General features: G+C 63.9%; 21 protein-coding genes and 1 tRNA gene. 21 read left to right on the top strand and 1 reads right to left on the bottom strand.

What is annotated here, in order from left to right; translation table 11 throughout:
- Positions 1–10: 10 nt before the first annotated feature.
- The 21 genes from B0E51_RS15335 (at position 11) to B0E51_RS15235 (ending at position 24,061) form a co-directional block, all read left to right on the top strand.
- Entirely contained in the window at positions 11–1,414 is a 1,404-nt protein-coding gene (locus tag B0E51_RS15335; RefSeq protein WP_077445728.1) for an NAD(P)/FAD-dependent oxidoreductase, read from the top strand.
- On the top strand, positions 1,407–1,898 hold the full coding sequence (locus B0E51_RS15330) for a DUF3293 domain-containing protein (protein WP_077445727.1): 492 nt from the start codon (positions 1,407–1,409) through the stop codon (positions 1,896–1,898). The genes B0E51_RS15335 and B0E51_RS15330 overlap by 8 nt, the downstream gene beginning before the upstream one ends.
- Positions 1,899–1,955: 57 nt before the next feature.
- Positions 1,956–2,591: a cytochrome c biogenesis heme-transporting ATPase CcmA gene (gene ccmA, locus B0E51_RS15325; RefSeq protein ID WP_077445726.1), complete on the top strand. Its 636-nt coding sequence runs from the start codon at positions 1,956–1,958 to the stop codon at positions 2,589–2,591.
- Positions 2,588–3,274 (top strand): heme exporter protein CcmB, encoded by a 687-nt coding sequence (gene ccmB / locus B0E51_RS15320; protein WP_077445725.1) that lies wholly within the window; start codon positions 2,588–2,590, stop codon positions 3,272–3,274. The genes ccmA and ccmB overlap by 4 nt, the downstream gene beginning before the upstream one ends.
- 9 nt (positions 3,275–3,283) lie before the next feature.
- Entirely contained in the window at positions 3,284–4,042 is a 759-nt protein-coding gene (locus B0E51_RS15315; protein WP_077445724.1) for a heme ABC transporter permease, read from the top strand.
- A complete protein-coding gene (ccmD, locus tag B0E51_RS15310; RefSeq protein ID WP_077445723.1) occupies positions 4,039–4,284 on the top strand; it encodes a heme exporter protein CcmD in 246 nt (81 codons plus the stop codon). Before B0E51_RS15315 ends, ccmD begins: the two co-directional genes overlap by 4 nt.
- A gap of 24 nt (positions 4,285–4,308) precedes the next feature.
- Positions 4,309–4,776 (top strand): cytochrome c maturation protein CcmE, encoded by a 468-nt coding sequence (ccmE, locus tag B0E51_RS15305; RefSeq protein ID WP_174570685.1) that lies wholly within the window; start codon positions 4,309–4,311, stop codon positions 4,774–4,776.
- A complete protein-coding gene (locus B0E51_RS15300; RefSeq protein ID WP_077445721.1) occupies positions 4,773–6,746 on the top strand; it encodes a heme lyase CcmF/NrfE family subunit in 1,974 nt (657 codons plus the stop codon). The genes ccmE and B0E51_RS15300 overlap by 4 nt, the downstream gene beginning before the upstream one ends.
- A complete protein-coding gene (locus tag B0E51_RS15295; protein WP_077445720.1) occupies positions 6,743–7,288 on the top strand; it encodes a DsbE family thiol:disulfide interchange protein in 546 nt (181 codons plus the stop codon). Before B0E51_RS15300 ends, B0E51_RS15295 begins: the two co-directional genes overlap by 4 nt.
- Positions 7,288–7,761, top strand: a complete 474-nt coding sequence (locus tag B0E51_RS15290) for a cytochrome c-type biogenesis protein (RefSeq protein WP_174570683.1) — start codon at positions 7,288–7,290, stop codon at positions 7,759–7,761. The genes B0E51_RS15295 and B0E51_RS15290 overlap by 1 nt, the downstream gene beginning before the upstream one ends.
- On the top strand, positions 7,758–8,810 hold the full coding sequence (locus B0E51_RS15285; protein WP_077445719.1) for a hypothetical protein: 1,053 nt from the start codon (positions 7,758–7,760) through the stop codon (positions 8,808–8,810). The genes B0E51_RS15290 and B0E51_RS15285 overlap by 4 nt, the downstream gene beginning before the upstream one ends.
- On the top strand, positions 8,810–9,955 hold the full coding sequence (locus tag B0E51_RS15280; protein ID WP_077445718.1) for a homoserine O-acetyltransferase: 1,146 nt from the start codon (positions 8,810–8,812) through the stop codon (positions 9,953–9,955). The genes B0E51_RS15285 and B0E51_RS15280 overlap by 1 nt, the downstream gene beginning before the upstream one ends.
- A 148-nt stretch (positions 9,956–10,103) precedes the next feature.
- Positions 10,104–10,685 (top strand): cysteine dioxygenase family protein, encoded by a 582-nt coding sequence (locus B0E51_RS15275; RefSeq protein ID WP_077445717.1) that lies wholly within the window; start codon positions 10,104–10,106, stop codon positions 10,683–10,685.
- 25 nt (positions 10,686–10,710) lie between these two features.
- A tRNA-Leu gene (locus B0E51_RS15270) sits at positions 10,711–10,796 on the top strand.
- Positions 10,797–11,007: 211 nt separating this feature from the next.
- Entirely contained in the window at positions 11,008–12,072 is a 1,065-nt protein-coding gene (locus B0E51_RS15265; protein WP_077445716.1) for a glucokinase, read from the top strand.
- Positions 12,069–14,414, top strand: coding sequence for a family 20 glycosylhydrolase (locus B0E51_RS15260; RefSeq protein WP_077445715.1), 2,346 nt, complete (start codon positions 12,069–12,071; stop codon positions 14,412–14,414). The genes B0E51_RS15265 and B0E51_RS15260 overlap by 4 nt, the downstream gene beginning before the upstream one ends.
- A gap of 192 nt (positions 14,415–14,606) precedes the next feature.
- Complete coding sequence (locus B0E51_RS15255; RefSeq protein WP_077445714.1) at positions 14,607–17,810, top strand: TonB-dependent receptor; 3,204 nt, start codon at positions 14,607–14,609, stop codon at positions 17,808–17,810.
- Between the two features lie 207 nt (positions 17,811–18,017).
- Positions 18,018–19,406 carry an APC family permease gene (locus tag B0E51_RS15250; RefSeq protein WP_077445803.1) on the top strand — a complete coding sequence of 463 codons (1,389 nt, stop codon included), beginning with the start codon at positions 18,018–18,020 and terminating at the stop codon, positions 19,404–19,406.
- A 4-nt stretch (positions 19,407–19,410) separates the two neighbouring features.
- Entirely contained in the window at positions 19,411–22,140 is a 2,730-nt protein-coding gene (locus B0E51_RS15245; RefSeq protein ID WP_077445713.1) for a glycoside hydrolase family 2 TIM barrel-domain containing protein, read from the top strand.
- Positions 22,141–22,156: 16 nt separating this feature from the next.
- Positions 22,157–23,164, top strand: a complete 1,008-nt coding sequence (locus B0E51_RS15240; RefSeq protein WP_077445712.1) for a LacI family DNA-binding transcriptional regulator — start codon at positions 22,157–22,159, stop codon at positions 23,162–23,164.
- 51 nt (positions 23,165–23,215) lie between these two features.
- Positions 23,216–24,061, top strand: coding sequence for a sulfotransferase (locus B0E51_RS15235; protein WP_077445711.1), 846 nt, complete (start codon positions 23,216–23,218; stop codon positions 24,059–24,061).
- A 48-nt stretch (positions 24,062–24,109) separates the two neighbouring features.
- Here the strand turns inward: B0E51_RS15235 and B0E51_RS15230 are convergent, their stop codons facing one another.
- On the bottom strand, positions 24,110–26,047 hold the full coding sequence (locus tag B0E51_RS15230; RefSeq protein ID WP_077445710.1) for an SUMF1/EgtB/PvdO family nonheme iron enzyme: 1,938 nt from the start codon (positions 26,045–26,047) through the stop codon (positions 24,110–24,112).
- Positions 26,048–26,081 lie beyond the last annotated feature (34 nt).

Raw genomic sequence — 26,081 nt, 5'->3', positions numbered from 1 at the left:
GGATCGCAGCATGGCGCAGCAACCCATCACCCTTATCGGCGGCGGTCTTGTCGGCGCCTTGCTGGCGCAGCAGCTGGCGCAGCGCGGTTTTGCCGTCGAGGTCTACGAGAAGCGCCCCGATCCCCGGCTGGCTGGCTTTCTCGGCGGCCGCTCAATCAATCTGGCCTTGGCCGAACGTGGCCTGCAGGCTCTTCGCACGGCCGGGCTGGCTGACGATGTGTTGCAGCGTGCGGTGATGATGCGCGGACGTATGGTGCACACCCGCGACGGCGACAGTGGCCTGCAGCGCTATGGCGTCGACGACAGCGAGGTGATCTGGTCGGTCTCGCGCGGTGCGCTGAACATGCTGCTGCTGGATGCCGCCGAAGCAGCCGGCGTGCAGTTCCATTTCGGGCAGTCACTAGTGAGCGCCGACTTCGACGCACAACGCATCCGACTGGCCGATGCCACCGGTGTGGAACGCGAGTTGCCGGTCGGCATGCTGATCGGTGCCGATGGCGCCGGTTCGGCCGTGCGCGCCGCGATGGATGCACACAGTCCGCTGGGCGAGCGCATCGAGTCGCTCGGCCACGGCTACAAGGAACTGGAGATCCCGCCAGCGGGCGAACTGCCGGCTGCCGTGCTGCAGTTCAGCGGTGGCCACGACCAGTTCGCGCTGGAGCCACACGCGCTGCATATCTGGCCGCGCGGCGGCTACATGTGCATCGCGCTGCCGAATACCGAAGGCAGCTTCACCGTCACCCTGTTTCTGCCTGCGCAAGGCGCGGCACCGAGCTTTGCCACACTGCCCGACGCAGCCGCTGCCGCAACCTTTTTCAGCGAACAGTTTCCAGGTCTGCCGCCACTCATCCCACGCTTCGACGAGGACTACGCCAGCCACCCGGTCGGCACCCTGTCCACGCTGTATCTGGATCGCTGGCACATCGATGGCCGTGCGCTGCTGATCGGCGATGCCGCCCATGCGATCGTGCCGTTCCACGGCCAGGGCATGAACTGCGGCTTCGAGGACACCGTGGTGCTGGCAAACCTGCTGGCCGCTGCGCCGAACGACAGCGCCGAGGTGTTCGCCGAATTCCAGCGCGTGCGCCAGCCCAATGCCAACGCGATCGCCACGATGGCATTGGAGAACTACATCGAGATGCGCGACTCGGTCGCCGATCCGCACTATCTGGCCAAACGCGAACTGGGTGCGCTGCTGGCCACGCGCGCGCCTGAGCACTACATGGCGCGCTATCGCATGGTCACTTTCACCCATCTGCCCTACGCCTACGCACTCGAACGCGGTCAGGCGCAGGACGCGCTGCTGGAGCAATTGCTGCACGGCTCGACCCGCGTGGCGGACGTCGATCTCGACATGGCGGCAAATCTGATCAGGACCAGCCTGCCGCCGTTGCCGCCGCTACGGCATGGATAAGGCGCTGCTCGACGCGTTTCGCGACACCGACTACCTCGTCTGCCTCGACGAAGTGGAGGTCGCTCCAGCGCATCCTGCGCCCGCTCTTTGGGTGCCCCCTCTTGGGGCGCCCGCGACACTGGCCCATCCATGGGCGGCGTGGGCACGCATCCGCATCGACCAGCCGCTGCCGGAGTCGCTCCAGACCCTGGTCGGCACCCGCTCATGGGGTTTCATCACGGCATGGAATCCCCGCTCGGAAACACGCGCGACAGAGGACAACCTCGCCGCGCAACGCGAGCTGCTGACCGCGTTGCGCGCATCGCCGGAAGCGGCGATCTATCCGGCGATCGGGATCGGCCCCGGCAGCTGGAGCGAACCCAGCCTGTTCGTCATCGGCCTGGATACTGCCGCCATCGATGCGCTGTGCCATCGCCACGAGCAGAACGCTTATGTGCATGGCCAAGGCGCAGCGGCTGCCAGCCTGCGTCTGCTGCGCTCCTGAACCAGCGGCAGCACGCCGCATGGACAAGCGCCATCGGCATTGCGGACAATCGAGGCAATGACCGCCGCCCCCACCGCCGTGCCCCTGCTCGAAGCGCGGGCCTTGAGCTTTCTTCGCCAGGACGAACCGGTGTTCGCGCCGCTGGATTTCCAACTGCACGCGGGTGAACTGGCCCTGGTCGAAGGCGACAACGGCAGCGGCAAGACCACGTTGCTGCGCATCCTCGCCGGCCTGCTGCATGTTGGCGAAGGCGAACTGAACTGGCGCGGCGCACCCTTGCAGCGCGACACCTGCGCCGGCGAGATCCTGTTTCTCGGTCATCAGCTCGGTCTCAAGGCCGATCTCAGTCCATGCGAGAACCTGCATATTGCCGCCGGCCTGTTCGGTTGTCGCGACGGTGTCAACGTGATTTCCGTACTGGCCGAGATCGGCTTGGGCGGCTACGAGGACGAACCGGTGCGCCGGCTGTCTGCCGGCCAGAAGAAGCGCGCCGCACTCGCGCGACTGCTGTTATTGCCAGCCACGTTGTGGCTGCTCGACGAACCCTACGCCAACCTCGACCGCATCGGCATCGCCTTGGTCAATCAACTGCTGGAAACGCACACCGCCGCGGGTGGTGCCGCGCTGGTCACCAGTCATGGCGCAGTGAGTTTTCATGGCGGCGAACCGCGGCATATCCGGATGCACGCATGAGCCATCCGCGCCTCCTCAACGCGTGTGCGGCAATGCTGCGGCGCGACCTCACGCTGGCCTGGCGCCGGCGTGGCGATATCGCGATGCCGGTGCTGTACGCGCTGATCGTGACGATGCTGTTCCCGTTTGCGCTGGGACCGGAAGACACCTTGCTGCAACGGATCGCCGGCGGCGTGGTGCTGGTCACCGTGCTGCTGGCGATGCTGCTGGCGCTGGATGCGATGTTCTCCAGCGATATCGAGGATGGCTCGCTGGAACAGCTGGTACTGGCGCCGCAGCCGCTGGCGCTGATGCTGGGCATGAAGATCCTCGCCCACTGGCTGACCACCGCACTGCCGTTGATCGTGATCGCACCGCTGCTGGCCGCGATGCTGCACCTGCCCGGCGCAGTGATTCCGGTGTTGCTGCTGGCGCTGCTGCTGGCCACGCCCCTGCTCAGTCTGCTGGGCGCCGTGCTGGTGGCACTGACGGCCGGCACCCGGCGCTCTGGTATGCTGCTTGCCTTGATGTTGCTGCCTTTGTGCGTGCCGGCCGTGATCTTCGCCGCGGGTGCCGTGGCGGCCGCTCAACAGGGACTGCCGTGGCTCGCGCCGATCGCCTGGCTCGGTGCCGCACTGGTACTTGCCGTGGTACTTGCGCCACTGGCCTGTGCAGCCGCCCTTCGTATTGCCTTGGACGCCTGACGATTCACCATGTCTAACTGGATTCCGCTCTGGTTGCACAAACTCGGCTCGCCGCCGACCTTCTACCGTTTCGCCGGCGCCCTGCGACCGTGGGCGATGGCACTGGCCTTGCTGTTCGGCGCGATCGCGCTGTACGGTGGCCTGGTGCTGGCACCGGCCGACTACCAGCAGGGTGATGCCTACCGGATCATCTTCATCCACGTGCCCAGCGCGTGGATGAGCATGTTCATCTATGCCGTGATGGGTGTGGCGGCGTTCATCGCGCTGGTATGGCGGCTCAAGTTGGCGGAAGTGGTGGCGATGGAATCGGCGCCGATCGGCGCAGCGTTCACCTTCATCACCCTGGTCACCGGCTCACTGTGGGGCAAGCCGATGTGGGGCACCTGGTGGACGTGGGATGCGCGGCTCACTTCCGAGCTGGTGCTGCTGTTCCTCTATCTCGGGGTGATCGGGCTGTACCACGCGTTCGAGGATCGCCGCCAGGGCGCGCGCGCCGCGGCGTTCCTGGCGATCATCGGCATCATCAACGTGCCGATCGTGCATTTCTCGGTGAATTGGTGGAACACCCTGCATCAGGGCAGCACCATCAACGTGTTCGGCCAGTCGAAGATTTCCTGGGACATGCTGTGGCCGCTGCTCAGCATGATGCTGGCGACCAAGTTCTATTACATCGCCAGTCTGTTTAGCCGCGTGCGCACCGATCTGCTGGCGCTGGAAGGCGGCAAGGACTGGGTGCGCAAGATCGCCGAAAGCGAGGCACGCCAATGAGTGCCTTGCAGACGTTTTTCGCCGAGAGCGGCAATGCCGCCGCTTTCTTCAAGATGGGCGGTTATGCCGCCTATGTGTGGCCGGCCTATGCGGTGTTCTTCATCGTGCTGATCGTCGACAGCATCGCTCCGCGACTGCGCCGTCGTCGCGTGCTGCGCGAACTTCGCGCGCGCATCGCACGACAGAGTTCGCGACAGGATCGCGCAGCCAGCAACCCCATCATCACTCCACCGTCTCTCTAAGAGACGACGGATCACGACATGCCCATGAATCCCACCCGCAAACGCCGGCTCACCATCGTCGTCCTGATTGCCGCCGCCGCCGCACTGGCGGTCGGCTTGGGCGTGTATGCCCTGCAGAACAACATGAATTACCTGCTCACGCCGAGCCAGGTGCAGTCGGGCCAGGCCGCCGATTACAAGACGTTCCGCCTTGGCGGCATGGTCAAGGCCGGCTCGATCCAGCGCAGCAAGGACACACTCCAGGTCACCTTCAGCGTGGTCGATGCCGGCGGCGCGATGCCGGTGGAGTACACCGGCATCCTGCCCGACCTGTTCCGCGACAACCAGTCGGTGATCGCGACCGGTCACATGGATGGCGCCCGCTTCGTCGCCACCGAAGTGCTGGCCAAGCATGACGAAACGTACATGCCGAAAGAGTTGAAGGACGCGATGGCGAAGGCGCACGCGAACAAGAAAGTCGGCGAAGAATCCGCGCAGGGCGACATGCCATGACGCCGGAACTCGGCCAGCTCGCGCTGATCCTTGCCCTGTTGCTGGCGCTGGCGCAGGGCATCCTGCCGCTATTCGGTGCATGGCGTGGCAACCGCGCGCTGATGGCCGTGGCACGTCCTGCGGCAGCGGGCCAGGCGGTATTCGTGGCGCTGGCGTTCGGCATCCTGGTCTGGGCATTCGTGCATTTCGATTTCTCGGTGCAGTACGTGGCCGACAACTCGAACCTGGCGCTGCCCTGGTACTACCGCATCGCCGCGTTATGGGGCGCGCATGAAGGTTCGCTGCTGCTGTGGATCTTCATCCTCAACGTATGGACGGTGGCACTGGCCGCGTTCAGCCAGAAACTTCCCGAGGTGTTCGCCGCGCGAGTGCTGGCCGTGATGGGCCTGATCGCGGTGGGTTTCCTCGCCTTCATCATCTTCACCTCGGATCCGTTCGGACGGCTGTTGCCGATGCCGGGCGACGGCGCCGATCTGAACCCTGTGTTGCAGGATCCGGGCATGACATTCCACCCGCCGGTGCTGTACACCGGCTACGTCGGCTTCTCGGTGGCGTTCGCGTTCTCGATCGCCGCCCTGCTCGGTGGCGAGCTGGAACAGGCGTGGGTGCGCTGGGCACGGCCGTGGACGAACATCGCCTGGGCCTTCCTCACCTGCGGCATCGTCGCCGGCAGTTGGTGGGCGTATGCCGAACTGGGCTGGGGCGGCTGGTGGTTCTGGGATCCGGTGGAAAACGCCAGCTTCATGCCATGGCTGGTTGGCCTGGCGCTGATCCATGCGCAGGCAGTCACCGAGAAGCGCGGCTCGCTGCGTGCGTGGACCATTCTGCTGTCGATCTTCGCGTTCTCGCTGAGCCTGCTCGGCACCTTCCTGGTACGCTCGGGCGTGCTCACCTCGGTGCATGCATTTGCCTCCGATCCGCGCCGCGGCGTGTTCATCCTGGCCTTCCTGACCATCGTGGTCGGTGGTTCGCTGCTGCTGTATGCGTTGCGTGCGCCGAAGGTCGCCGGTGGCAAGGCGTTCCAGCTGGCGTCGCGCGAGACCGTGCTGCTGATCGGCAACCTGATGTTTGCGGTGGCAGCGGCAATGGTGCTCCTCGGCACCTTGTTCCCGCTGATCGGCGATGCGCTGAACATGGGCCGCATCTCGGTCGGGCCGCCCTACTTCGGTTTCCTGTTTCCGTTGCTGATGCTGCCGGTCGTGCTGCTGCTGCCGTTCGGGCCATTCCTGCGCTGGGGCAAGGGCGACACGCCGGTGCTGAAGCAGGTGTTGCTGCGCGCCGGCATTGCTGCCGCAGCCTGCGCGATCGTGGCGGCGTTCTTCGTCCACGGCCAGCTCAAGGCGATCGCCGGCGTGGCGTCGCTGGTGTGGCTCACCGTCGGCGTGTTGCTGTACGCGATCAAGCGCTGGCACGAAGTGCCGCGCGGCCGGCGTTACCCGGCCGAGATGGCCGGCATGCTGCTGGCGCATCTGGGTGTGGGCGTCTTCGTGGCTGGCGTGCTGCTGTCCGAATCGCTCAGCGTGACCAGCGATGTGCGGATGGCGCCGGGGCAGACCCAGCACATCGGCGGTTATGACTTCCTGTTCGATGGCGTGCATCGCACCACCGGACCGAACTGGCGCGCCGACCAGGGCGTGGTCACGGTCACCCGCGATGGCAACCCAGTTGCGGTGATGCATCCGCAGAAGCGCACCTACCTGCGCGGCCAGGTGCAGACCGAGTCCGCGGTGGACGCCGGCATCACCCGTGACCTGTATGTGGCCCTGGGCGAGCCGATGGATCCGAACCATATCGAAGGCGCCTGGGCGCTGCGGCTGTACTACAAGCCGTTCATTCGCTGGATCTGGGGTGGCGGCCTGCTGATGATGTTGGGTGGCTTCGTCTGTGCAGCGGACAAGCGTTTCCGCATCAAGCGCATCGCTGAAAGCGAAAGCACCGAAGGCCTGCTGGTGCAGGAAAATCACGCATGAACCGGTTGCTGCCGTTCTTCGGTTTCATGCTGCTGGTGCTGCTGTTCGGTTTCGGTATCTGGTGGAACAGCCAGCACGACCAGAGCGCGATTCCGTCGCCGTTGCTCAACAAGCCAGCCCCTGCCTTCGTGCTGCCCAAGTTGTATGAACCCACGCAGACGGTGAGCAAGTCGGACCTGCTGGGCAAACCTTACCTGCTCAACGTGTTCGCCAGCTGGTGCGTGGAATGCGGCGCCGAGCATCCAGTACTGGAGGCCGAAGGCCCGAGTCTCGGCGTGCAACTGGTCGGCTACAACTACAAGGACGCGCCGGCCGATGCCAAACGCTGGCTCGCCGAACACGGCAATCCCTACAACGTGCTGATTGCCGATGAACCCGGCAGCACCGCGATCGATTTCGGCGTGTACGGCGCGCCGGAAAGTTTCCTGATCGATGCGAAGGGCGTGATCCGCTACAAGCACATCGGTCCGCTGACGCCGGACGTGGTCGCCAGCGAACTGAAGCCGGCGATCGCGGCGCTGTCGCATGAGACCCAGCCATGATGCGTGCGCTTCTTCATGTGCTGCTCGTGGCATTGCTGACGTTTGCCGGCATGGCCCATGCGCAGGCGATCGAGCCAATGCCATTCGCCGATCACTCGCAGGAACTTCGCTTCCAGCACCTGACCCAGCAGTTGCGCTGCCCGATGTGCCAGAACGAGACGCTCGCCGATTCCAACGCACCGATCGCGCGCGACCTGCGCAACCAGATTTTTCAATTGATGCAGCAGGGCAGGAGCGACGATGAGATCAAGCAGTACCTGGTCGACCGTTATTCCGATTACGTGCTGTACGACCCACCACTGAAACCCGGCACCTGGCTGCTGTGGTTCGGTCCGCTGCTGATCCTGTGCGGCGGCGCCGGCGTGGTGCTGGTCGCGATCCGCAAACGCAACCGTGATGAGCGTGCCTCCAGCCTGTCCGCTGACAGCATGTCGGCCGACAACACACCGACCGACAACGGGGACGACTGGTGAAGATCGTTTTTCTCATCGCCGCTGCAGTGATGATCGCTGTGGCGCTGACTGCCTTGCTGCTGCCGTTGATACGGCAGGGCCGCAAGTCGGGGCGCTCACGTGGCGTGTTCGCACTGACCCTGGCGATTGCCTTCGTGCTGCCATTGACTGCTGCCGGCCTGTATCTGCTGATAGGCACACCAGCCGCGCTCAATGGCGTTAACGCTGAGGCCGGACAGCCGCTGACCCTGCCACAGGCTATCGACGAACTGCGCGCCCACCTTGCCCAGCAGCCGAACGATCAGCAAGGCTGGATGCTGCTGGCACAGACCAGCACCATGCAACGCGACCCGGCTGCCGCCCGCGACGCCTACGATCATGTGCTGCAGCTCAACGCCAACAACGCCGAGGCGATGGTGGGCTGGGCCGAAACCGATTCGATGACGCGCATCGACCACATGATCGAAGGTCGTGCACTGGAGCTGCTCAAGCGTGCGGTGCAGTTGCAGCCGGACAGCCAGCGCGGTCTGTGGCTGCTCGGCATCAGCGATTTCCAGCATGGCGACTACCGCGAAGCCGCCGCCACCTGGCGCGTACTTCAACCGCAACTGGAACCGGGCTCGAAGGTCGCTCAGGCTGTCGCCGAACAGATCGCGGTGGCCGATGCCCGCGATGGTGACGCACCGGCTGATGCATCGAGCAGCGCACCTGCTGCCACACCCGGGGGTGCAGCGCTGCAGGTTCAGGTCACGCTGGCATCGGCACTCAAGAGCAAGGTTGCTGCGAGCGACACGTTGTTCGTCTATGCCCGCGCCGAGAACGGACCACCGATGCCCTTGGCAGTGGCCAAGCTCGACGCCAGCCAGTTGCCAACCAGCGTTACCCTCACCGATGCGATGGCGATGACACCGGCGATGAAACTGTCGTCAGTGACGCATGTGTTCGTCGGCGCGCGGATCAGCCACAGCGGCCAGCCGATCGCCCAGCCCGGCGACCTCGAAGGCGATGCCGGCATCGTCGCGGTAGACAGCAAGACGCCGATCACGATCAGTATCGACAAGGTGCATTGATGAGCCAGGACGCGCGCCGCTACTTCACCCTGCCCTCGCCGTTTGCGATGAAGCGCGGCGGCGAGCTGCACGGTGCGCACGTCGCCTACGAGACCTGGGGCATATTGAACGCGGCGCGCGACAACGCCGTGCTGGTGCTGACCGGCCTGTCGCCCAGCGCGCACATGACCTCCTGCGCCACCGATTCCACACCCGGCTGGTGGGAAGAGATGGCTGGCCCCGGCAAGGCCATCGACACCTCGCGCTGGTTCGTGATCTGCGTGAACTCGCTGGGCAGCGACAAGGGTTCGACCTGCCCTGCCTCGATTGACCCGGCTACCGGCGAAGCCTATCGACTGACGTTTCCCGAGCTGGCGCTGGAAGATGTCGCCAACGCGGCGCATGCTGCCGTCAGCAGCCTCGGCATCACCCAGCTGGCCTGCCTGATCGGCTGCTCGATGGGCGGCATGAGCGCGCTGGCCTACATGCTGCTGCATCCCGGCAGCGTGCGTGCGCACATCAGCGTGGACACCGCGCCACAGGCACAACCGTTCGCGATCGCGATCCGCTCGTTGCAGCGCGAGGCGATCCGGCTCGACCCACAGTGGAACGAAGGCCGTTACGACATTCATCCCGAAGAGGGGACAAGTGCCGAGACAGGCGGCAACTATCCCGACACCGGCATGAGCATCGCGCGCAAGCTCGGCGTGATCACCTATCGCTCGGCGATGGAATGGAACGGCCGCTTCGCACGCATCCGGCTCGACCCGGAACAGCGCGAGGACGAACCGTTCGGGCGCGAGTTCCAGGTCGAGTCCTATCTCGAAGGCCACGCGCAGCGATTCGTGCGCAACTTCGATCCCAACAGTTATCTGTACCTGTCGCGTGCCAGCGACTGGTTCGACATGGCCGAATACGGTCAGGGCAATGTGCATGATGGCCTGCAGCGCATCCACATCGAACAGGCGATGGTGATCGGCGTCAGCACCGACATCCTGTTCCCGCTGCAGCAGCAGGAGCAGATCGCCGAAGGCCTGCAGGCAGCCGGCGCCAAGGTGGAGTTCGTGGCGCTGGATTCACCACAGGGCCACGATGCCTTCCTGGTCGATATCGAGAACTACAGCCGCGCGATCGGCGGTTTTCTGACGCGGCTTTCTACTCTCTGAGAAAGTCGACTGAAGGGCCGTCATGCCCGCGAAAGCGGGCATCCACTGCAAGCTGCAACATGGATGCCCGCTTTCGCGGGCATGGCGACAGTAGGCTTAACCGCCACGCTGGTAAGATAGACGACATCATGCACCACCCGAGAACATCATGCTCACCCTGGATTTCCCCGGCAGCCGTACCCTGATCGACGCGATCGACGCCGCCGTGGTCAAGCCGACCACCTGCGAACTCACCGACAGCCTGCGCAACAGCCTGTGCAAGTTGATCCGCGACAATGCGGTGAAGCTGCCCGACTGTGTGTTCGAGGCCTGCGCCGAGCACTACGCCCGCCGCGAGCTGTATCGCAGCGAAGAGCACGGCTACTGCGTGGTAGCGATGACGTGGGGTCCAGGCCAGGGCACGCCGATCCACGATCACGACGGCATGTGGTGCGTCGAGGGTGTCTGGAACGGCGCACTGGAAATCGTGCAGTACGAGCTGCTGGAACACGACGCGCAGCATTACCGTTTCCAGCCGGTGGGCTCGATCCAGGCCGGCGCCGGTTCGGCCGGCAGCCTGATCCCGCCGCACGAGTACCACAGCATCCGCAACCCCAGCGACAACGCGGTCACGGTCAGCCTGCACATCTACTCCGGCCCGATGACCCAGTGCGCCGTATTCCAGCCACTGCCGGAAGATCGCTGGTACGAACGCGATGTCCGTGTGCTGGGACTCGACCGCGTGCACTGAACCCGGCATAATGCCGCGCTCACATGCCGGTGTGGCGGAATGGTAGACGCGGCGGACTCAAAATCCGCTGGCAGAGATGTCGTGTAGGTTCGAGTCCTATCACCGGTACCAAGTGAGGGTTTCAGGCAATACCAGCGAGACCCATGAAACACCCCAAGCCCGCATAACAGCGGGCTTTTTCATGCTTGAAGATGGCCCAAGGGGTCATCCCAGCCAGTGGATCGCCTCACCCAAACGCCGTTTCCGTGCATGGTGCGTCACCGCTTGACACCGGTGTCAATTGTACCCAAGCTGGATGACAGTTCTATTGCGGGGGAGCGCGATGGACGTGGCAATCGGCCATCTGGATCAATCGGAAGGGGCTCCGGCATCGCCGTTTCTTGCGGCAGATGTCGGTGGGACGCACACGCGTATTGCCATGGTGCGGGCCTCGCACGACGAGGGCAGGAAGGTCGAGACGCTGGCCTATCGCAAGTTTGCGTGCACCGACTTCCCGGGGTTGGCAGAGCTGCTGCAAGCGTTTGTCGATGCCGACGTGCGGATTCCGGTGCGGCACTGCGTGCTCGCCTGTGCGGGTCAGGTCATGGGCGACGAGGTCGTGAACGACAACCTCGCGTGGCCCATCCATCTGTCGCAGTTGCGCCAGGCACTTGCCCTGGACGACATTGCCATACTCAACGACTTCGAGGCGCTGGGGTACGCGCTCGACGGCCCCCTCGCCCACAGCGGTCGCCACTTGTGCGGGCCCGATACTCTTACAAAAGGGCCGGCCCTGGTGATCGGTCCGGGCACCGGCCTTGGCGCGGCAGTGCATGTACCCGGCTCCGCAGGCGGTTTCGTGCTGACGACAGAAGCCGGCCAGATGGATTTTGCGCCGAACTCGATTCGCGAGCGCGAAATCCTCGCGCACCTGGCGCCGCATGGCGGTTATGTGGAGTCCGAACGCATCGTTTCAGGCCCCGGCCTGCTGACCGTTTACACGACCCTGTGCGCGTTGGATGGGGAAACGCCAAAGCTTGCAACGCCCGAAGCTGTGACCGCAGCAGCCGCCGCGTGCAGCGACATGCATGCCGTGGAAGCTGTGGATGTTTTCTGTGCATCGCTGGGAAGTCTTGCTGGCAACCTCGCGATGGCCTTCATGGCCACCGGTGGCGTGTATCTGGCTGGCGGATTCCTGTCTTCCATGTTCGCACTGCTTGAACGCAGCACCTTCGAAGAGCGGTTCCTGCACGGGCGCAGCGCGCGTGCGCTGCTGTCGCAAGTTCCGGTGCGGGTGACGGAGCACGGCCGCCATGGCGTGCTGGGGGCAGCCCAGTGGTATCTCAGGCGCGGCATGTCTGGTGAAGCAACGACGCATCATGCCGTGGCAGGCGGACTGACCGCATGAGCCACATCGCGACATCGAAACTTTTCCGGCGAATGGCCGGCGTTTGGCTGGCGGCAACAGGTGTGGCTGCTGCTGCGCCCATCACACCTGCTCTGCCCACATGGTCGCTGGTGCCACAGCCAGCCCGGATGAGCCTTTCCGGATCGGGCACGGTCAGGGTCGCAGACGGCGCCAAAGTCGCAGTGCGTGGCACGGGGCTTCGGCAAGTGCAGTCCATCGCAAGACGCTTCACGCAGCTGGTGGCCGACACGAGCGGATTGCATCTGCACCTGGCGACAGCAGCCACCAAGCATCCCCTCATCACGTTCGAAGTGGATCCGCGCGCCGATGTCGAGGGAGACGCCGGCTATCGCATCGTGGTGGGCGACCAAGCCATTCATGTCATCGCCCGCACGCCACGCGGGGCATTCTACGGCAGCGTCACCCTGTGGCAGTTGCTGATGCCGTCAGGTTGGGCTCACGGCACACCGGTAAGGGTTGCCGAAGGTGTCATCGACGATCACCCGCGTTTCGCATGGCGCGCACTGCTGCTCGACTCCGGACGGCACTACCAGCGCGTGGCCGACATCAAGAAACTGATCGACTGGATGTCGCTCAACAAGCTCAACGTGTTGCTCTGGCATGTGACCGAAGACCAGGGCTGGCGCCTCGAGATTCCCAAGTATCCCGAGCTCGTGAAAACAGGTGCATGCCGCAAGGCGGTGCGCCTCGACAGCGAACTGACCGGTTCTCCCGACAAGCCCTATTGCGGCTTCTATACCCAGGCCGAGGTGCGCGACATCGTGCGCTATTCCGCCGAGCGATTCGTCGATGTGGTGCCGGAAATCGACCTGCCTGGACATTCGCAGGCCGCCATCGCTGCCTATCCATCGCTGGGCGTCACCGGCCAGCGTCCGCCCGTGTGGACGGACTGGGGCGTCAGCCCATGGCTGCTCAAGCCCGACGAAAAGACCTTGCGGTTCGTCGACGCTGTGCTCGACGAGGTGATGCGGCTGTTCCCCTCCCGCTACGTCTCGATTGGCGGCGACGAGGCCGACAAGCAGCAGTGGAACGCATCGCCCGACGTGCTCGCGCAGATGCACAAGCTGGGCCTGGCAAACATGGATCAGCTGCAGGGCTGGTTCACCGGCCAGGTCGCCGACCACCTCATCAAACACGGACGCACGCCGGTTGGCTGGGACGACGAACTGGTTGCGGGTGCAACGCTTCCGGCTTCGGAAATGGTGATGTCGTGGCACGGCAATGACAACGAACGCGTGGCGCTGGAAGCGATCAGGCAAGGCCACGATGTAGTCATGACGCCGCAGGAATCGCTGTACTTCGACCACTATCAATCCGACCTGCCCGGCGAATGGCAGGGACCGCCGCCCGCGGCGACGTTGCGGCAAGCCTATGACACGGTTGTCATCCCGAACGGTGCGAGCGCGAGCGAAGCGGAGCGCATCATCGGCGTGCAGGCTGGCCTCTGGACTGAGCAGATGCCCACCTTCGCGCACGATCAGCATGCGGTGTTTCCGCGCATCGCCGCGCTGTCGGAACTTGGCTGGTCGCCCGCAAGCGCACACGACTGGAACGGTTTCCTGCAACGCATGCCGGCCGAACTCGCGCGCTACCACGCACTCGGCATCGGTTATGCCGACAGTGCGTTCGCGCCTGCCTTCCATGTGACGGCAATGGCCAACGGCGCATTCCGGGTCGAGTTGTCCAATCAGGTGGGCTTCGGCACGATCCGTTACACCACGGACGGCTCTGTTCCGACCACCCGCTCCGCGCAGTACGTCCAGCCACTCACGCTGCCGGGCAAGACGACGTTGCGCGTCGCGACATTCGCACCGGATGGCTTCGAGCTTGCCGCACCACGCACGCAGGTGCTGGATGGCACAACACTGTTGAACCGCGACAGCAGCGCGCTTGCAACGTGCTCCAATCATCCAGCCTCGCGTCTGGATGGCAACCAGCCGACGCAGGGATCGAGGCCGATTTACACGGTCGATATCGGCAACGCGTGCTGGTTGTGGCCGCAGGCACCGCTGGACGGCATCAAGCATGTCGTGTTGACCGTCGAACGCGTGACATGGCGCTTCGGCGATGTGAGCAAGGCTGCCGTGGTGCGCGGCAAGGCCAGCGCAGCCGGCGAGTTCGAGATTCATGCCGATTCCTGCACGGGGCCGCTGCTTGCCACCGTGCCGCTGGCGCCCGCAGCGCAGGCGAAGGGGCAAACCCGTCTCAATGCAAACGTTGCGATGCCGGTGGGGGCCGGTATTCGCAACCTGTGCGCCTTTGCTACCGGCGATCCGCGCGATGGCCAGTGGGCGTTGGCGCGAATGGCATTTTCGAAATAAGTGGCACGCGGGGCGCGCTCCCGCACAGTGGCACCGAATGAAACAGCCATGGCCCGCAAGGCCATGGTTGGGAACATCGAGAGATTGCATCACGACGACGCACGAAGCGGCAGACGCCGCTGAACTACACGCGTTTTGGAATACCGCGGAGCACCTGAGGTTCGACAGGCACCAACAACGAGGTTAAAACCCATGCCCACCGTACATCGCAAGCATCCCTTGTCATTTGCCATCACCATGTCGCTGTTCGCTGTCGTGTCGACGTCGGCCGCAGTGTCGCCATTCGCGGATGCCCAAACGGCCAGCCCCACAGCGCAGCCCACCACCGCGCAAACCACGTCAGCGCCAGCGACATCCTCGCCCGGCGCCAAGAAAACCGACGCCAAGGCCAATGGCACCGACGCAGAGAAGAACGCGAAGACGCTGTCGACCGTCACCGTCGTCGGTGTACGTGCATCGCAGATGCGCGCGATCGACCTGAAGCGCGCAGCGCCGAACATCCAGGACAGCATCACGGCGGAAAACATCGGCGCGTTGCCCGACACGACCATCACCGATTCCCTGCAGCGTGTCACCGGCGTGCAGATCAACCGCGACGCCGGCGTGGGTACCTCGGTGGACGTGCGTGGCCTGCCCCAGGTCGGCACCATGTTGAACGGCGAAGTGTTCATCACGGCAGATCAGATCGACTCGCAACAGCCCGACTTCACCATGTTGCCGTCCACGCTGTTCCACGGCGTGGACGTGGTCAAGTCGTCCACGGCCAACGAGACCGACGGCGGCATCAGCGGGGCGATCGACCTGCACACCTATCGCCCCTGGGATCTGCCCAGCGGATTCACCTACAGCTACTCCGCCGATGGGGAACGTGGCAGCACCACCAACCGCTGGGGGCCTGAGGGCAACGGCCTCGTCTCGTTCAACGACGATGGCCACTGGGGTCTGCTGGTATCGGCCGATTTCTCCAACACCACGCGGATGAACTCGACCGAAGGCCTCGACCAGTACGGCGTCGTGCTGAACGGCGAGAACGCGGCCAGCGCGGGCGGCTACAACGGCTTCCTGACCCCTTGGAACGGTGCACCCATCCCGTCGCAGATCCATCAGAACGCCGACGGCAGCGTGGACGTCAATGGCGACGGCAAGTCCAACGGCGTCTTCATGGGCAGCCAGGACATCAGCATCTACGACACCACCACCCAGCGCAAGCGCAAGTCCGGCAATGCCTCGTTCCAGATGGATCTCGGCAACGGCTTCAGCCTGACCAGCGATTACTTCTACTCGCAGCAGCGCGAATGGGATAGCAATGTCGGCATCCAGTTCAACTCGACCAACTGGCAGGGCGCGACCTACGTCCCGCTGCAGTCGCGCAATACCGGAAGCCCCGCCCTCGGCTCCTACGGCACGCCAGAGCCAGGCTGGGAGGGCTCGCAGATATACACCACGCAGGTATACGAGAAGTGGCCGGGCGATGTGGAGTCGTTCTCGCAGATCACGCAGAAGAGTTCCAATGCGAAGAACTTCAACCTCCAGCTGGATTTTGACAATGGCGACGCCTTCACGGGCAGCCTGCGCGGCATCCACGACACGGCGTTCCAGTCGAACGTCGAAACCGATCTCAACATTTCCGATTCCGATGGCGCGTTGTGGCCCAACGTGTTGAATGACGGCGTCTCCCTGCCAGCCGGCACCATGGTCTACCCGTCGCAACTGGGCGGCGATCGCGTGTTCAACGCCAACGGAGTTCCCCAGAACACGGTTCCGATCATCGCAAACTTCGGTGGCCGCTACCTCACGGTCAGCATGCCCGCCTCGCTGGCCGCTGATTTCGCCAATCCCAACGGCTGGACGATGAAAACGCTGGAATCTTCCGGCGACTACGACCGCCAGGTGGATCTCAACGCGCTGCGTTTCGACGGCAAGTACGACTTCCAGGATGGCATCCAGCTCGAATTCGGCGTGCGCGACAGCATCCGCAGCGCAGACAATATCGGCTGGACCCTCGAAACGCCGGTCTATGCAGGCATGGGCGCGAGCGATCCGAACGGATGTCTGGTGCGTTACGTCGGCGCCGACGTGGTCTTGGACAGCGGCTCATGCACCGCCGGCAACGCGGAGGGTTACTACCGCGCGGGGCCACTGTCCGCCATATCGATGCCGAACACCGCTGCACCGTTGTCGGGCAACTGGAAGGAATACACCAACCTGCTCGGCTCGGGCATCAACTTCTGGGCGGTCAATCCCTCCGCCATGATCAATCCCATCGCGTACTGGAAGTCGCTCTACCCCGATACCGTCGAGGTGGGTGAACCGGGAACCACCTGGAACGTGGGGCTGAAGGAGTTGTCCGGCTATCTGCAAGCGGACTTCAAAGGCAGCCTCGGCGACATGCCGTACGGCGGCAACGTCGGCGTGCGCGTGATTCGCACCAACCTGGACGTTACCCAGCAGCTTAGCGGCGACCCGGGTGCGTACGGCGACGAACCTGCCGACGTAGGCTCTTCCATCACCAGGCGCAGTTACCGGGATGTCCTGCCGTCGGCCAACTTCTCGCTGGACTTGACCGACGATCTGAAGTTCCGACTGGCCTATTCCAAGAACATGATGCCGCTGGACCTCAGCACCTGGGGTGGTGGCCTGCAGCTGAACTATTCGCTGGAGGAGACGCCGCAAGGGCCGATCTTCCGCGTCTCGGACGGCACGTCCACGGGCAACCCGAACCTCAATCCGTGGCGCTCCACCAACTACGGTGCGTCGCTGGAGTACTACATCAACCCCACCAGCATGCTCAGCCTCGCACTGTTCCGCATCGACATGCAGAGCTTCATCAAGAACGGCAGCGTGACCAACTGCACCTTGCCGGACGAGGACGGCGTGGTCCGCGACCATTGCATCGTGATCACCGAGCCGGTCCAGGGCACCGGCAACAGCATCCAGGGTGCGGAGTTCGATTACCGCCAGGGCTTCACCTTCCTGCCGGGCATCCTGTCCAAGACGGGCATGGAAGTGAACGCCACCTACGCACCCAGCAACTCGGGCGAAAGGGATCTGGCCGGCAACAAGATTCCGTTCCAGGACAACTCGACCCGGTCCGGCAACTTCATCCTGTGGTACCAGGACGACCGCTTCCAGGCCCGCCTCGCGTACAACTACCGTTCGCAGCGAGCGGTGATGGACAGCGTGGGCGGCATCACGGGCATGGAGATGTACGAGGCACCGCAGAAGTACCTCGACGCGTCGGTCTCGTACAAGCTCAACAAGTACGCCGAAGTGTTCGTGGACGGCACCAACCTCACCAACGAGTACCAGCGATACTACCTCGTGTGGCCCGACCAGCCTGCGCACTCGAATTTCTCCGAGCGCATGTTCATGGTCGGCATACGCGGGCAGTGGTGAGCGGAGCGGCGACCGGAGCAGCCCCTCCTGCATCGGTCTTGGCAAGTGACATGAAGGTATTTTGCTCGTCATTCCGGCGAAAGCCGGAATCCAGTGACTGCATGGCTTGATCAAGCGTGATCGTCACTGGATCCCGGCTTTCGCCGGGATGACGACAAAAAACGGAACATTCCCATTGTGCACGCAACCTATAACGACAAGGCCAACATGCAGGATTCCAGCGCGCCACAGCCCGTCCGCGACAACGGCTTCCATCGTTCCATCGGCCTGTTCTCGGGCACCGCGATCAACATGACCCAGATGTGCGGCATCGGGCCGTTCATCACCATCCCCATCATGGTCGCCGTCATGGGCGGCCCGCAGGCGGTCATCGGCTGGATCGCCGGCGCCATCCTGGCCATGGCCGACGGCCTGGTCTGGGCCGAACTCGGCGCGGCCATGCCGGGCTCCGGCGGCACCTATGTCTATCTGCGTGAAGCGTTCCAGTACCGCACCGGCAAGCTGATGCCGTTCCTGTTCATCTGGACGATGCTGCTGGCGATTCCCCTGCTGATGTCCACCGGCATCATCGGCATGGTGGAGTACCTGGGGTTCTTCTTCCCCAGCCTGGGCTGGTGGTCGGTGCATCTCGTCAGCCTGGTGGCAACCGCCATCGTTACCTGGCTGCTGTACCGCCGCATCGAATCGGTTCGCGCGATCACGATCGCGTTGTGGGTCATCATGCTGGTCTCCGTCGTCGGCGTGACGGCAGCGGGCTTCTCGCACTTCCATGCGGGCTTCGCCTTCGCCTACCCGGCGGGCGCGTTTGGCAGCCACTTCTTCATGGGGCTTGGCGCCGGGCTGATCATCGGCATTTACGACTATCTCGGCTACAACACGACGGCCTACATCGGCGATGAGTTGCGCAATCCGGGCCGGACGATGCCCGGCTCCATCATCATCTCGGTCATCGCGATGATGTTCATCTACCTCCTTCTCAACATCAGCGTGCTTGGCGTGGCGCCCTGGCAGGAAATCGCCCAGTCCAAGTCGGTAGCCTCGCTGGTCGTGGAGCGTAGCTGGGGGCACCTGGCAGCGGCTGTCATGACCGTCCTCATCATCGTGACCGCGTTCGCCTCGGTGTTCACCGGCCTGCTGGGCGGCTCGCGCGTGCCCTTCGAGGCAGCGCGGGACAAGGTGTTCCTGTCCGTGTTCGGGCACCTGCACGCCAAACACGGCTTCCCGCACATAGCACTGCTCACGATGGGCGTAGTGACGGCGATCGGCACGTTCTTCGACCTGACCGAAGTCATCAACATGCTGCTGGCCGTGACCATCATCGTGCAGTCCATCGCGCAGATCGCCGCGTTGATCGTGCTGCGCAAGCGCCAGCCGAATCTCGATCGGCCGTACAAGCAATGGCTTTACCCGGTGCCATGCGTGATCGCGCTGGCGGGATGGATCTATGTGTACGTATCTGCCTCCACGTTATCGCTGATCCTGTCCGGTCTGTGGATCATCGCTGGCCTCGCGGTGTTTGCGATCTGGGCCAGGCTCAATCAGTCGTGGCCGTTCGCGCCCGTTGAAATACGCGAAACCTATCTCGGGAAACAGTGACGCCATGCAAAATCCAGCCAGGCACGCGCTTTGGGTGATGGTCGCGATGGCAGTATCGGCCACATCGGCCGCACACGCCCAAACGACCTACGTCCCCACCCAGGTATCTGTCGACGTCGGCTCCACCACCGCCATCGATCATTGGCAAATCCAGGACAGCGCCAAGGCGCAGCAAAGTGGTGCCGACATTTCCTCGACTGGCTTCCCCACCGAGGGCTGGTACCCGGTGAGTGGGCAAGCGACCGTCATGGCCGGACTGTTGGAAAACGACACATACAAGAACGACGTGTTCTACAGCGACAACCTGCGTGCGGTGCAGGTGCCGGACTCCAGCGGCAACCTCTTCGTGACGCCTTGGTGGTATCGCGCCGAATTCACGCTGCCGAAGGACCTGGCAGGACGGCATACGCTGCTGCGCACCAACGGCATGATCGCGAGCGCCGACGTGTGGATCAACGGGCATCTGGTCGCCGACCATGCCGACGTCGCCGGAGCTTATCCCCTGCACGGGTTCGATGTGACGCGCTGGACACACACGGGCATCAACATCCTCGCCATGCGCGTGCATCCGGCCGATCCGAGAAAAAGCCTGTCGATTGGCTGGGTGGACTGGAACCCCACGCCCCCGGACAACAACATGGGTCCATGGCGCGGCGTGGACATCATGCAGACCGGGCCCATCGAGTTGAGCTTTCCACAGGTTGTTTCGACGCTGTCGCTGCCTGATCTCTCGCGCGCCACGCTGACCGTGAAGGTGGACGCGAAGAACCTTGATACGGTGGCGCATGATGCGACGATCACCGGCACCGTGGCCGGCGTGCCGCTGCAACAAACCGTGCACCTCGCGCCCGGACAAGCGCAGGTCGTTTCGTTCTCACCCACGACAACGCCGGGTCTCGCACTGGATCACCCGAAGATCTGGTGGCCAGTCGGCATGGGCGAACATCCGCTGTACCAACTGGAGATGAGTGCTGCGGTTGATGGCGCAAAATCCGACCGGGCCACAGCGACGTTCGGCATACGCAGCGTCAGTTCAAGCCTGACCAGGCAGGGCTATCGCCAGTTCTTCATCAACGGAAAACCGCTGTTGATCCGCGGCGGCGGCTGGGCACCGGACATGTTCCTGCGCGATGACCCCGCTCGCATGGAGGCCGAGTTCAGCTACGTCCTCAACCTCGGCCTCAACACCATCCGCAGCGAAGGCAAGCTGGAAAATCAGCGCTTCTACGACCTAGCCGATCGCAACGGCATTTTGATACTGGCGGGCTGGGAGTGCTGTGACAAATGGGAGTCGGCCGCCAAGACGGGCGGCGCGCCCTGGAATGCCGCCGACATGAAAGTGGCCGAAGACTCCATGGCCAGTGAGGCGCGTCTGCTGCGCAACCATCCCTCCGTGATCGGCTTCCTGATCGGCAGCGACAACCCGCCTCCATCGCCCATCGCGAAAATGTATGTCGACACGTTGCGTACCGCTGACTGGCCGTTGCCGATCATCTCGGCGGCCGTTCCCAAGGGAACAGCCGAAGCCGGCCCTTCCGGCCTGAAGATGGATGGCCCTTACGACTGGATACCGCCATCCTATTGGTATGCCGACAAGCTGGGCGGCGCGTTCGGCTTCGACTCGGAGGTCAGCGCAGGCGCGGATATTCCGCGCCTGGAGGATGTGCAGCGCATGCTGTCGCCGCAAGAGCAGGAGGCGCTGTGGAAATACCCGGAGGCGCGGCAATACCACGCATCCGCGGACTGGTCGACATTCGCCGTGCTGACGCCGTTCGACAACGCGCTGGCCCGTCGCTACGGGGCCCCCACGAGTCTTGCCGACTATGTCGCCAAAGCCCAGCTCGACAACTACGACAACGTGCGCGCGCAGTTCGAGGCGTTCAACGCGCACATGGATGCAGCCAATCCATCGACCGGCGTCATCTACTGGATGCTCAACAACGCGTGGCCCTCGCTGCACTGGCATCTGTACGACTACTACATGAATCCGGCTGGCGCCTATTTCGGCGCCAAGAAGGCGAACGAGCCGGTGCACATCCAGTATTCGTACGACTCGAATGCCATCGTGCTGGTGAACCACACGCTGGACGATGCACATGGCCTGCGGGCGAGCATCCGTGTACGCAACCTGGACGGCAGCATGCGTTACGAAAAGCATCTGCAGGGCATCGATCTCGCGGGGAACCACACGCAGCAGTTAGCTACACTGCCGGCCATCACCAACCTTTCCACCACGTACTTTGTCGAGCTCGAGCTCGCCTCTTCCGACGGCAAGCCGCTCAGCCGCAACGTGTACTGGCTGTCCACCCGAGCGGACACGCTCGACTGGGCGAATTCCAACTGGTACCTCACCCCGATGACGCAGTATGCGGACCTGACCGCTCTGCAGTCCTTGCCCGCCGCGACGAGCGAGGCCCGGGCAACGACGAGGCACGAAGGAAAGGACGACGTCACTACGGTCACGCTGTCGGTGCCTAAATCATCCAAGGGAGTGGCGTTGTTCCAACATGTGTCGATCAGGCGATCGGCAGGCGGCAAGCTCGCGCTGCCGATCCTGTGGAACGACAATGACATCACGCTGTGGCCCGGCGAATCGCTTACCCTGACCGCGCAGTACGCCGCACAGGGAACGACGATGCCGGTCATCGAGGTGAGTGGATGGAACGTTCCTACCCGGAGCATCCCAGTCACCGTCGAAAACCAGGCGGATGCCTCACAAGGAACGAATCATTGAATCCGGACAGGCTTCCATGGCACATGTGACCATCAACGATGTCGCCCGTGCCTCGGGCACCTCGAAAAAGACCGTGTCGCGGGTGCTCAACAACGAGCCGAACGTGCGCGACTCCGTGCGCGAACGCGTGCTGTCTGCCGTTGCGGAACTCAATTACCGGCGACTCACCTCGGCACGCAGCCTGGCGACGAACCGCTCCTTCATGATCGGCCTGCTGTACGACAACCTGTCGCCCAGCTACATCATGGAAGTCCAGGCCGGCGTGCTGGAGGCGTGCGAGGCGCAGCACTACAGCATGATGGTGCAGCCACTGGTCTCGACGGCACCGGACTTCGTCGGACACGTCGAAGACATCCTGTCGCGACACCGGCCGGATGGGCTGATCCTCACGCCGCCGATCACCGACCATCCGCAACTGCTGGATCACCTGCGCAAGAACGATCTTCCGTTTGCCTCCATCGCACCGCTGCATCCCAAGGACTGCATCGGCGTGATGCTGCACGAACGCGAGGCCGCCGCGGCGATGGTGGAGCATCTGGTGGCGCTGGGCCATCACCGCATCGCCCACATCATCGGCGACCCCAAGCACGGCGGCGGCGTCTGGCGCCTTGCCGGTTTCCGCGATGGCATGAAGCGCGCCGGTCTGAAGGAAAATCCCGCGTACATGGTGCAGGGCCGGTTCTCCTTCGAGTCGGGCGTGGCGGCCGCACGCCAGTTGCTGGCGCTGAAGCAGCGCCCCACTGCCATCTTCGCGGCCGACGACGACATGGCCGTCGGCGCGATCTGGGCGGCCTCCGAAGCCGGGGTATCGGTTCCCGGCGACATCTCCATCTGCGGTTTCGACGACACCACGATCGCGACGCAGGTGTGGCCACCGTTGACCACCATCCACCAACCCGTGCGTGAAATGGGCAGGCGCGCCACCGAAGAACTGCTGCTTCGCGTGCAGGGCAAGGGAGAGGCCAGGATGGTCGAAGTCGGCTACGAAATGCGCATCCGCGCCTCGACTGCGCCGGCGCCCTGAAACGGGCGCTATCCTGCCATCCACGCCATCCACCCGGGAGAGAGTGTCCACATGCCTGCCGCACCAGAAGCCAACAAACCGCCACGGAAGTTCCATTTCATTTCCGGGCTGCCACGCGCTGGCACCACGCTGCTGGCTGCCATCCTCAACCAGAACCCGCGCTTCCGCGCCGGCATGACCAGCCCGCTGGCCGACATCATGGGCGTGATGATCGCGGAAGCGAGCAGCAAGAACGATTTCTCGTTCGACGTTTCCGACGAGCAGCGGGTCGCTATGTTGCGGGGCTTGATCGAGAACTTCTACTCGGTGCAAACAGGCGCCGATGTGGTGTTCGACACCAGCCGGCTGTGGTGCAGCAGGATGCAGTTGCTGAGCACGCTGTTCGCGGAAGTGAAGGTCATCGCGTGCGTGCGCCCGCTGGCGTGGGTGCTGGACAGCATGGAGCGGCTGGTGCGCAGGCAGCCGGTCAGCGTCAGCAAAGTGTTCCGCTTCGACACCAACACCACGGTGTATTCGCGCATCGAGGCACTGACTGATCCACGCGGCATGGTGGGCTTCGCTTTCCAGGCCACCAAGGACGCGTTCTACGGCCCGCATGCTCAGGATCACCTGCTGATGCTGACCTACGACAACCTGGTGCACGATCCGGCCGCGGCCATGCACGCCGTCTATACGTTTCTGGGCGAGCCCTGGTTCGAGCACGACTTCGACAACATCGAATACCACGCGGACGAGTTCGATGCCCGCGTGGGCATGCCGGGCCTGCATACCGTGCGCCGCAAAGTGCAGGCCATCGAGCGCCAGCCCATCCTCCCGCGCGACATCTTCGGCCGCTTCGCGAACGAAGCGTTCTGGCTGGATCCGAAGAACAACGTCAACCAGGTGCCCATCGTGTAAATGCGATTATCGAAAAGCCCCACCTCAAGTGGGGTTTTTCATATCCGCCTACAGCTCACGCACCACTCGAAAGCCGACACGACCGCTGCGCACGTCGCCATTGGCGCCCTGCCGATACGCGGAAACCACCTGCTCGGGTGAACTGCCCCAGGAACCGCCACGCACGACATGGGCCACGCAACCAGGGTTGAGCCAGGCGCTGCTGTCGTTCGGCGCACGCAGGTAACTGTCGTGCCAGCAGTCGGCAACCCATTCCGAGACGTTGCCGTTGATGTCGTAGAGGCCGAACGGGTTGGGCACAAATGTCATCACCGGCGCCGGGCCCCAGTAGCCATCGTGATAGCCACGGAAAGAATGGCTCCAGTGACGACCGCTGCGCGAGCGGTCCCCGGAACCGGTGAGGTTTTCCACCGGGTGCGTGGGTGAACCGTCACCCCACCAGTAACGACTGGTCGTACCACCGCGCAACGCGTACTCGAATTCGGATTCGCTGGGCAGGCGATAAACCTTGCCGGTGCGCTGGCTGAGCCAGTCGACATAAGCCTTGGCGTCGTTCCACGATATGTTCACCACCGGCAGGTTGTCGTCGGCCTTGCGGCCGGCATAGTCGTCCTGCCAGGTTGCGCTCGAATCGTCGCGCATCGCACCGCTGCGTTCATCGTATACGCTGGCCCCACCCAGCTTCACCGAGTCAGGCACGTAGCCGCTGGCGCGCACGAACTCGCGGAACTGGCCCACGGTGACCGCACTGCGTGCCATCGCATAGCCCTTGTCGATGGTGACCGCATGCTGCGGCAGCTGGGCCTCGACGCGGTCGCCGTCGCTGTCCGCCGCACCCATCTGGAAACTGCCGGTGGGAATCACCACCATCTCCGGCGTCTTGCCGGGCAGGTCGACATAGCGATCCGTGAATACCTGGCCCGGCTTGTAACTGGCATACAGGCGCGCATTGGTCAGCTGCTCCGCAAATGCCGTCAGGGCTGGCAGATCCGGATCGATTGCCTTTACCTGTTCGGCCAGCTTGCTGGCCAGCGCGATATTGCCGGCATCCAGCGCCGAATGCGCCTGGGCCAGCACGCCGTTGGCCCGCTGCTCGCGCATGTCGCTGACGCGCTTGCTTACGTCCTGCATCTGCTGCGAGCCGGGACGGACTGTCTGCGCTTTCGCCAATGCCTTGTCCGCGTCGGCGAAATCGTTCTGCGCGACTGCCGCCAGGGCGCGGTCGAGCACCGCCCGCTGCACTTCGAAGATGCCCTGCTCGGCCACCGCATTTTGCGGATCCAGCTTCTGCACTTCGTGATACATGTCCAATGCACTGTCGCCACTGGGCTGATCCACCTTGCCTTGTGCCAGCAGAGCCGCCGCCTTGGCCAGCATCGGCCGCACATGTGCCAGGGTTTTCAGGCTCGCTTCCAGTTGCTTCACATCGTCGGCTGCATTCGGCAGGGTGCGCAGCGCATCGAGCAGATCCTGCGCCGAATCGGCATCGCCCACGACAATATCCTGATCGATCTCCGCAACCAGTCGCGCGCGCACATCGAATAGACCCTGCGCGGCGCGGCGACTGTCCGGCTTCTCCTTCAGCGCCTGTGCAAACAACGCCGCAGCACTGTCCTTGTCGCCGGCAAGCTGGCCTGCGCTCAACGCCTTGGTTGCACGTGCCAGCAGTGCCTGCACCGCTGGCGTGTCTGCGCTGAGCTGCTCGGGCAGGTTCGCATGCTTGTGACTGAGTGCCACGATCACCGCCGTCGGCGCCAGCGTCAACGGTGGTCCGGCATTGAGCTCGGCAATCGCCGAGGCCCGTTCCGGCTGCTGCGGATTGCCGGGCAGTGCTGCGCCCATCGACATCGATCGACGCGGTGCCTCGACCGGATTGACGTGAAACACTCGCGGAAAGAAGTGATAGATCAGCGCGCACGCCAGCACGATCACGCCCAGCGTCCCACCCAGGGTGCGCTGACGGTGCAGGGTCGCGTTGCTCGGCATGGATGGGCGTCCTTGATGTGGCCTGTTATCGTGC

Origin of the sequence: Rhodanobacter sp. C05 (genome assembly GCF_002001165.1) — a bacterium.
Lineage (GTDB): Bacteria > Pseudomonadota > Gammaproteobacteria > Xanthomonadales > Rhodanobacteraceae > Rhodanobacter.
The sequence above is the reverse complement of the archived record's forward strand: the minus strand, read 5'-3'. Positions and strand labels throughout refer to the sequence as shown.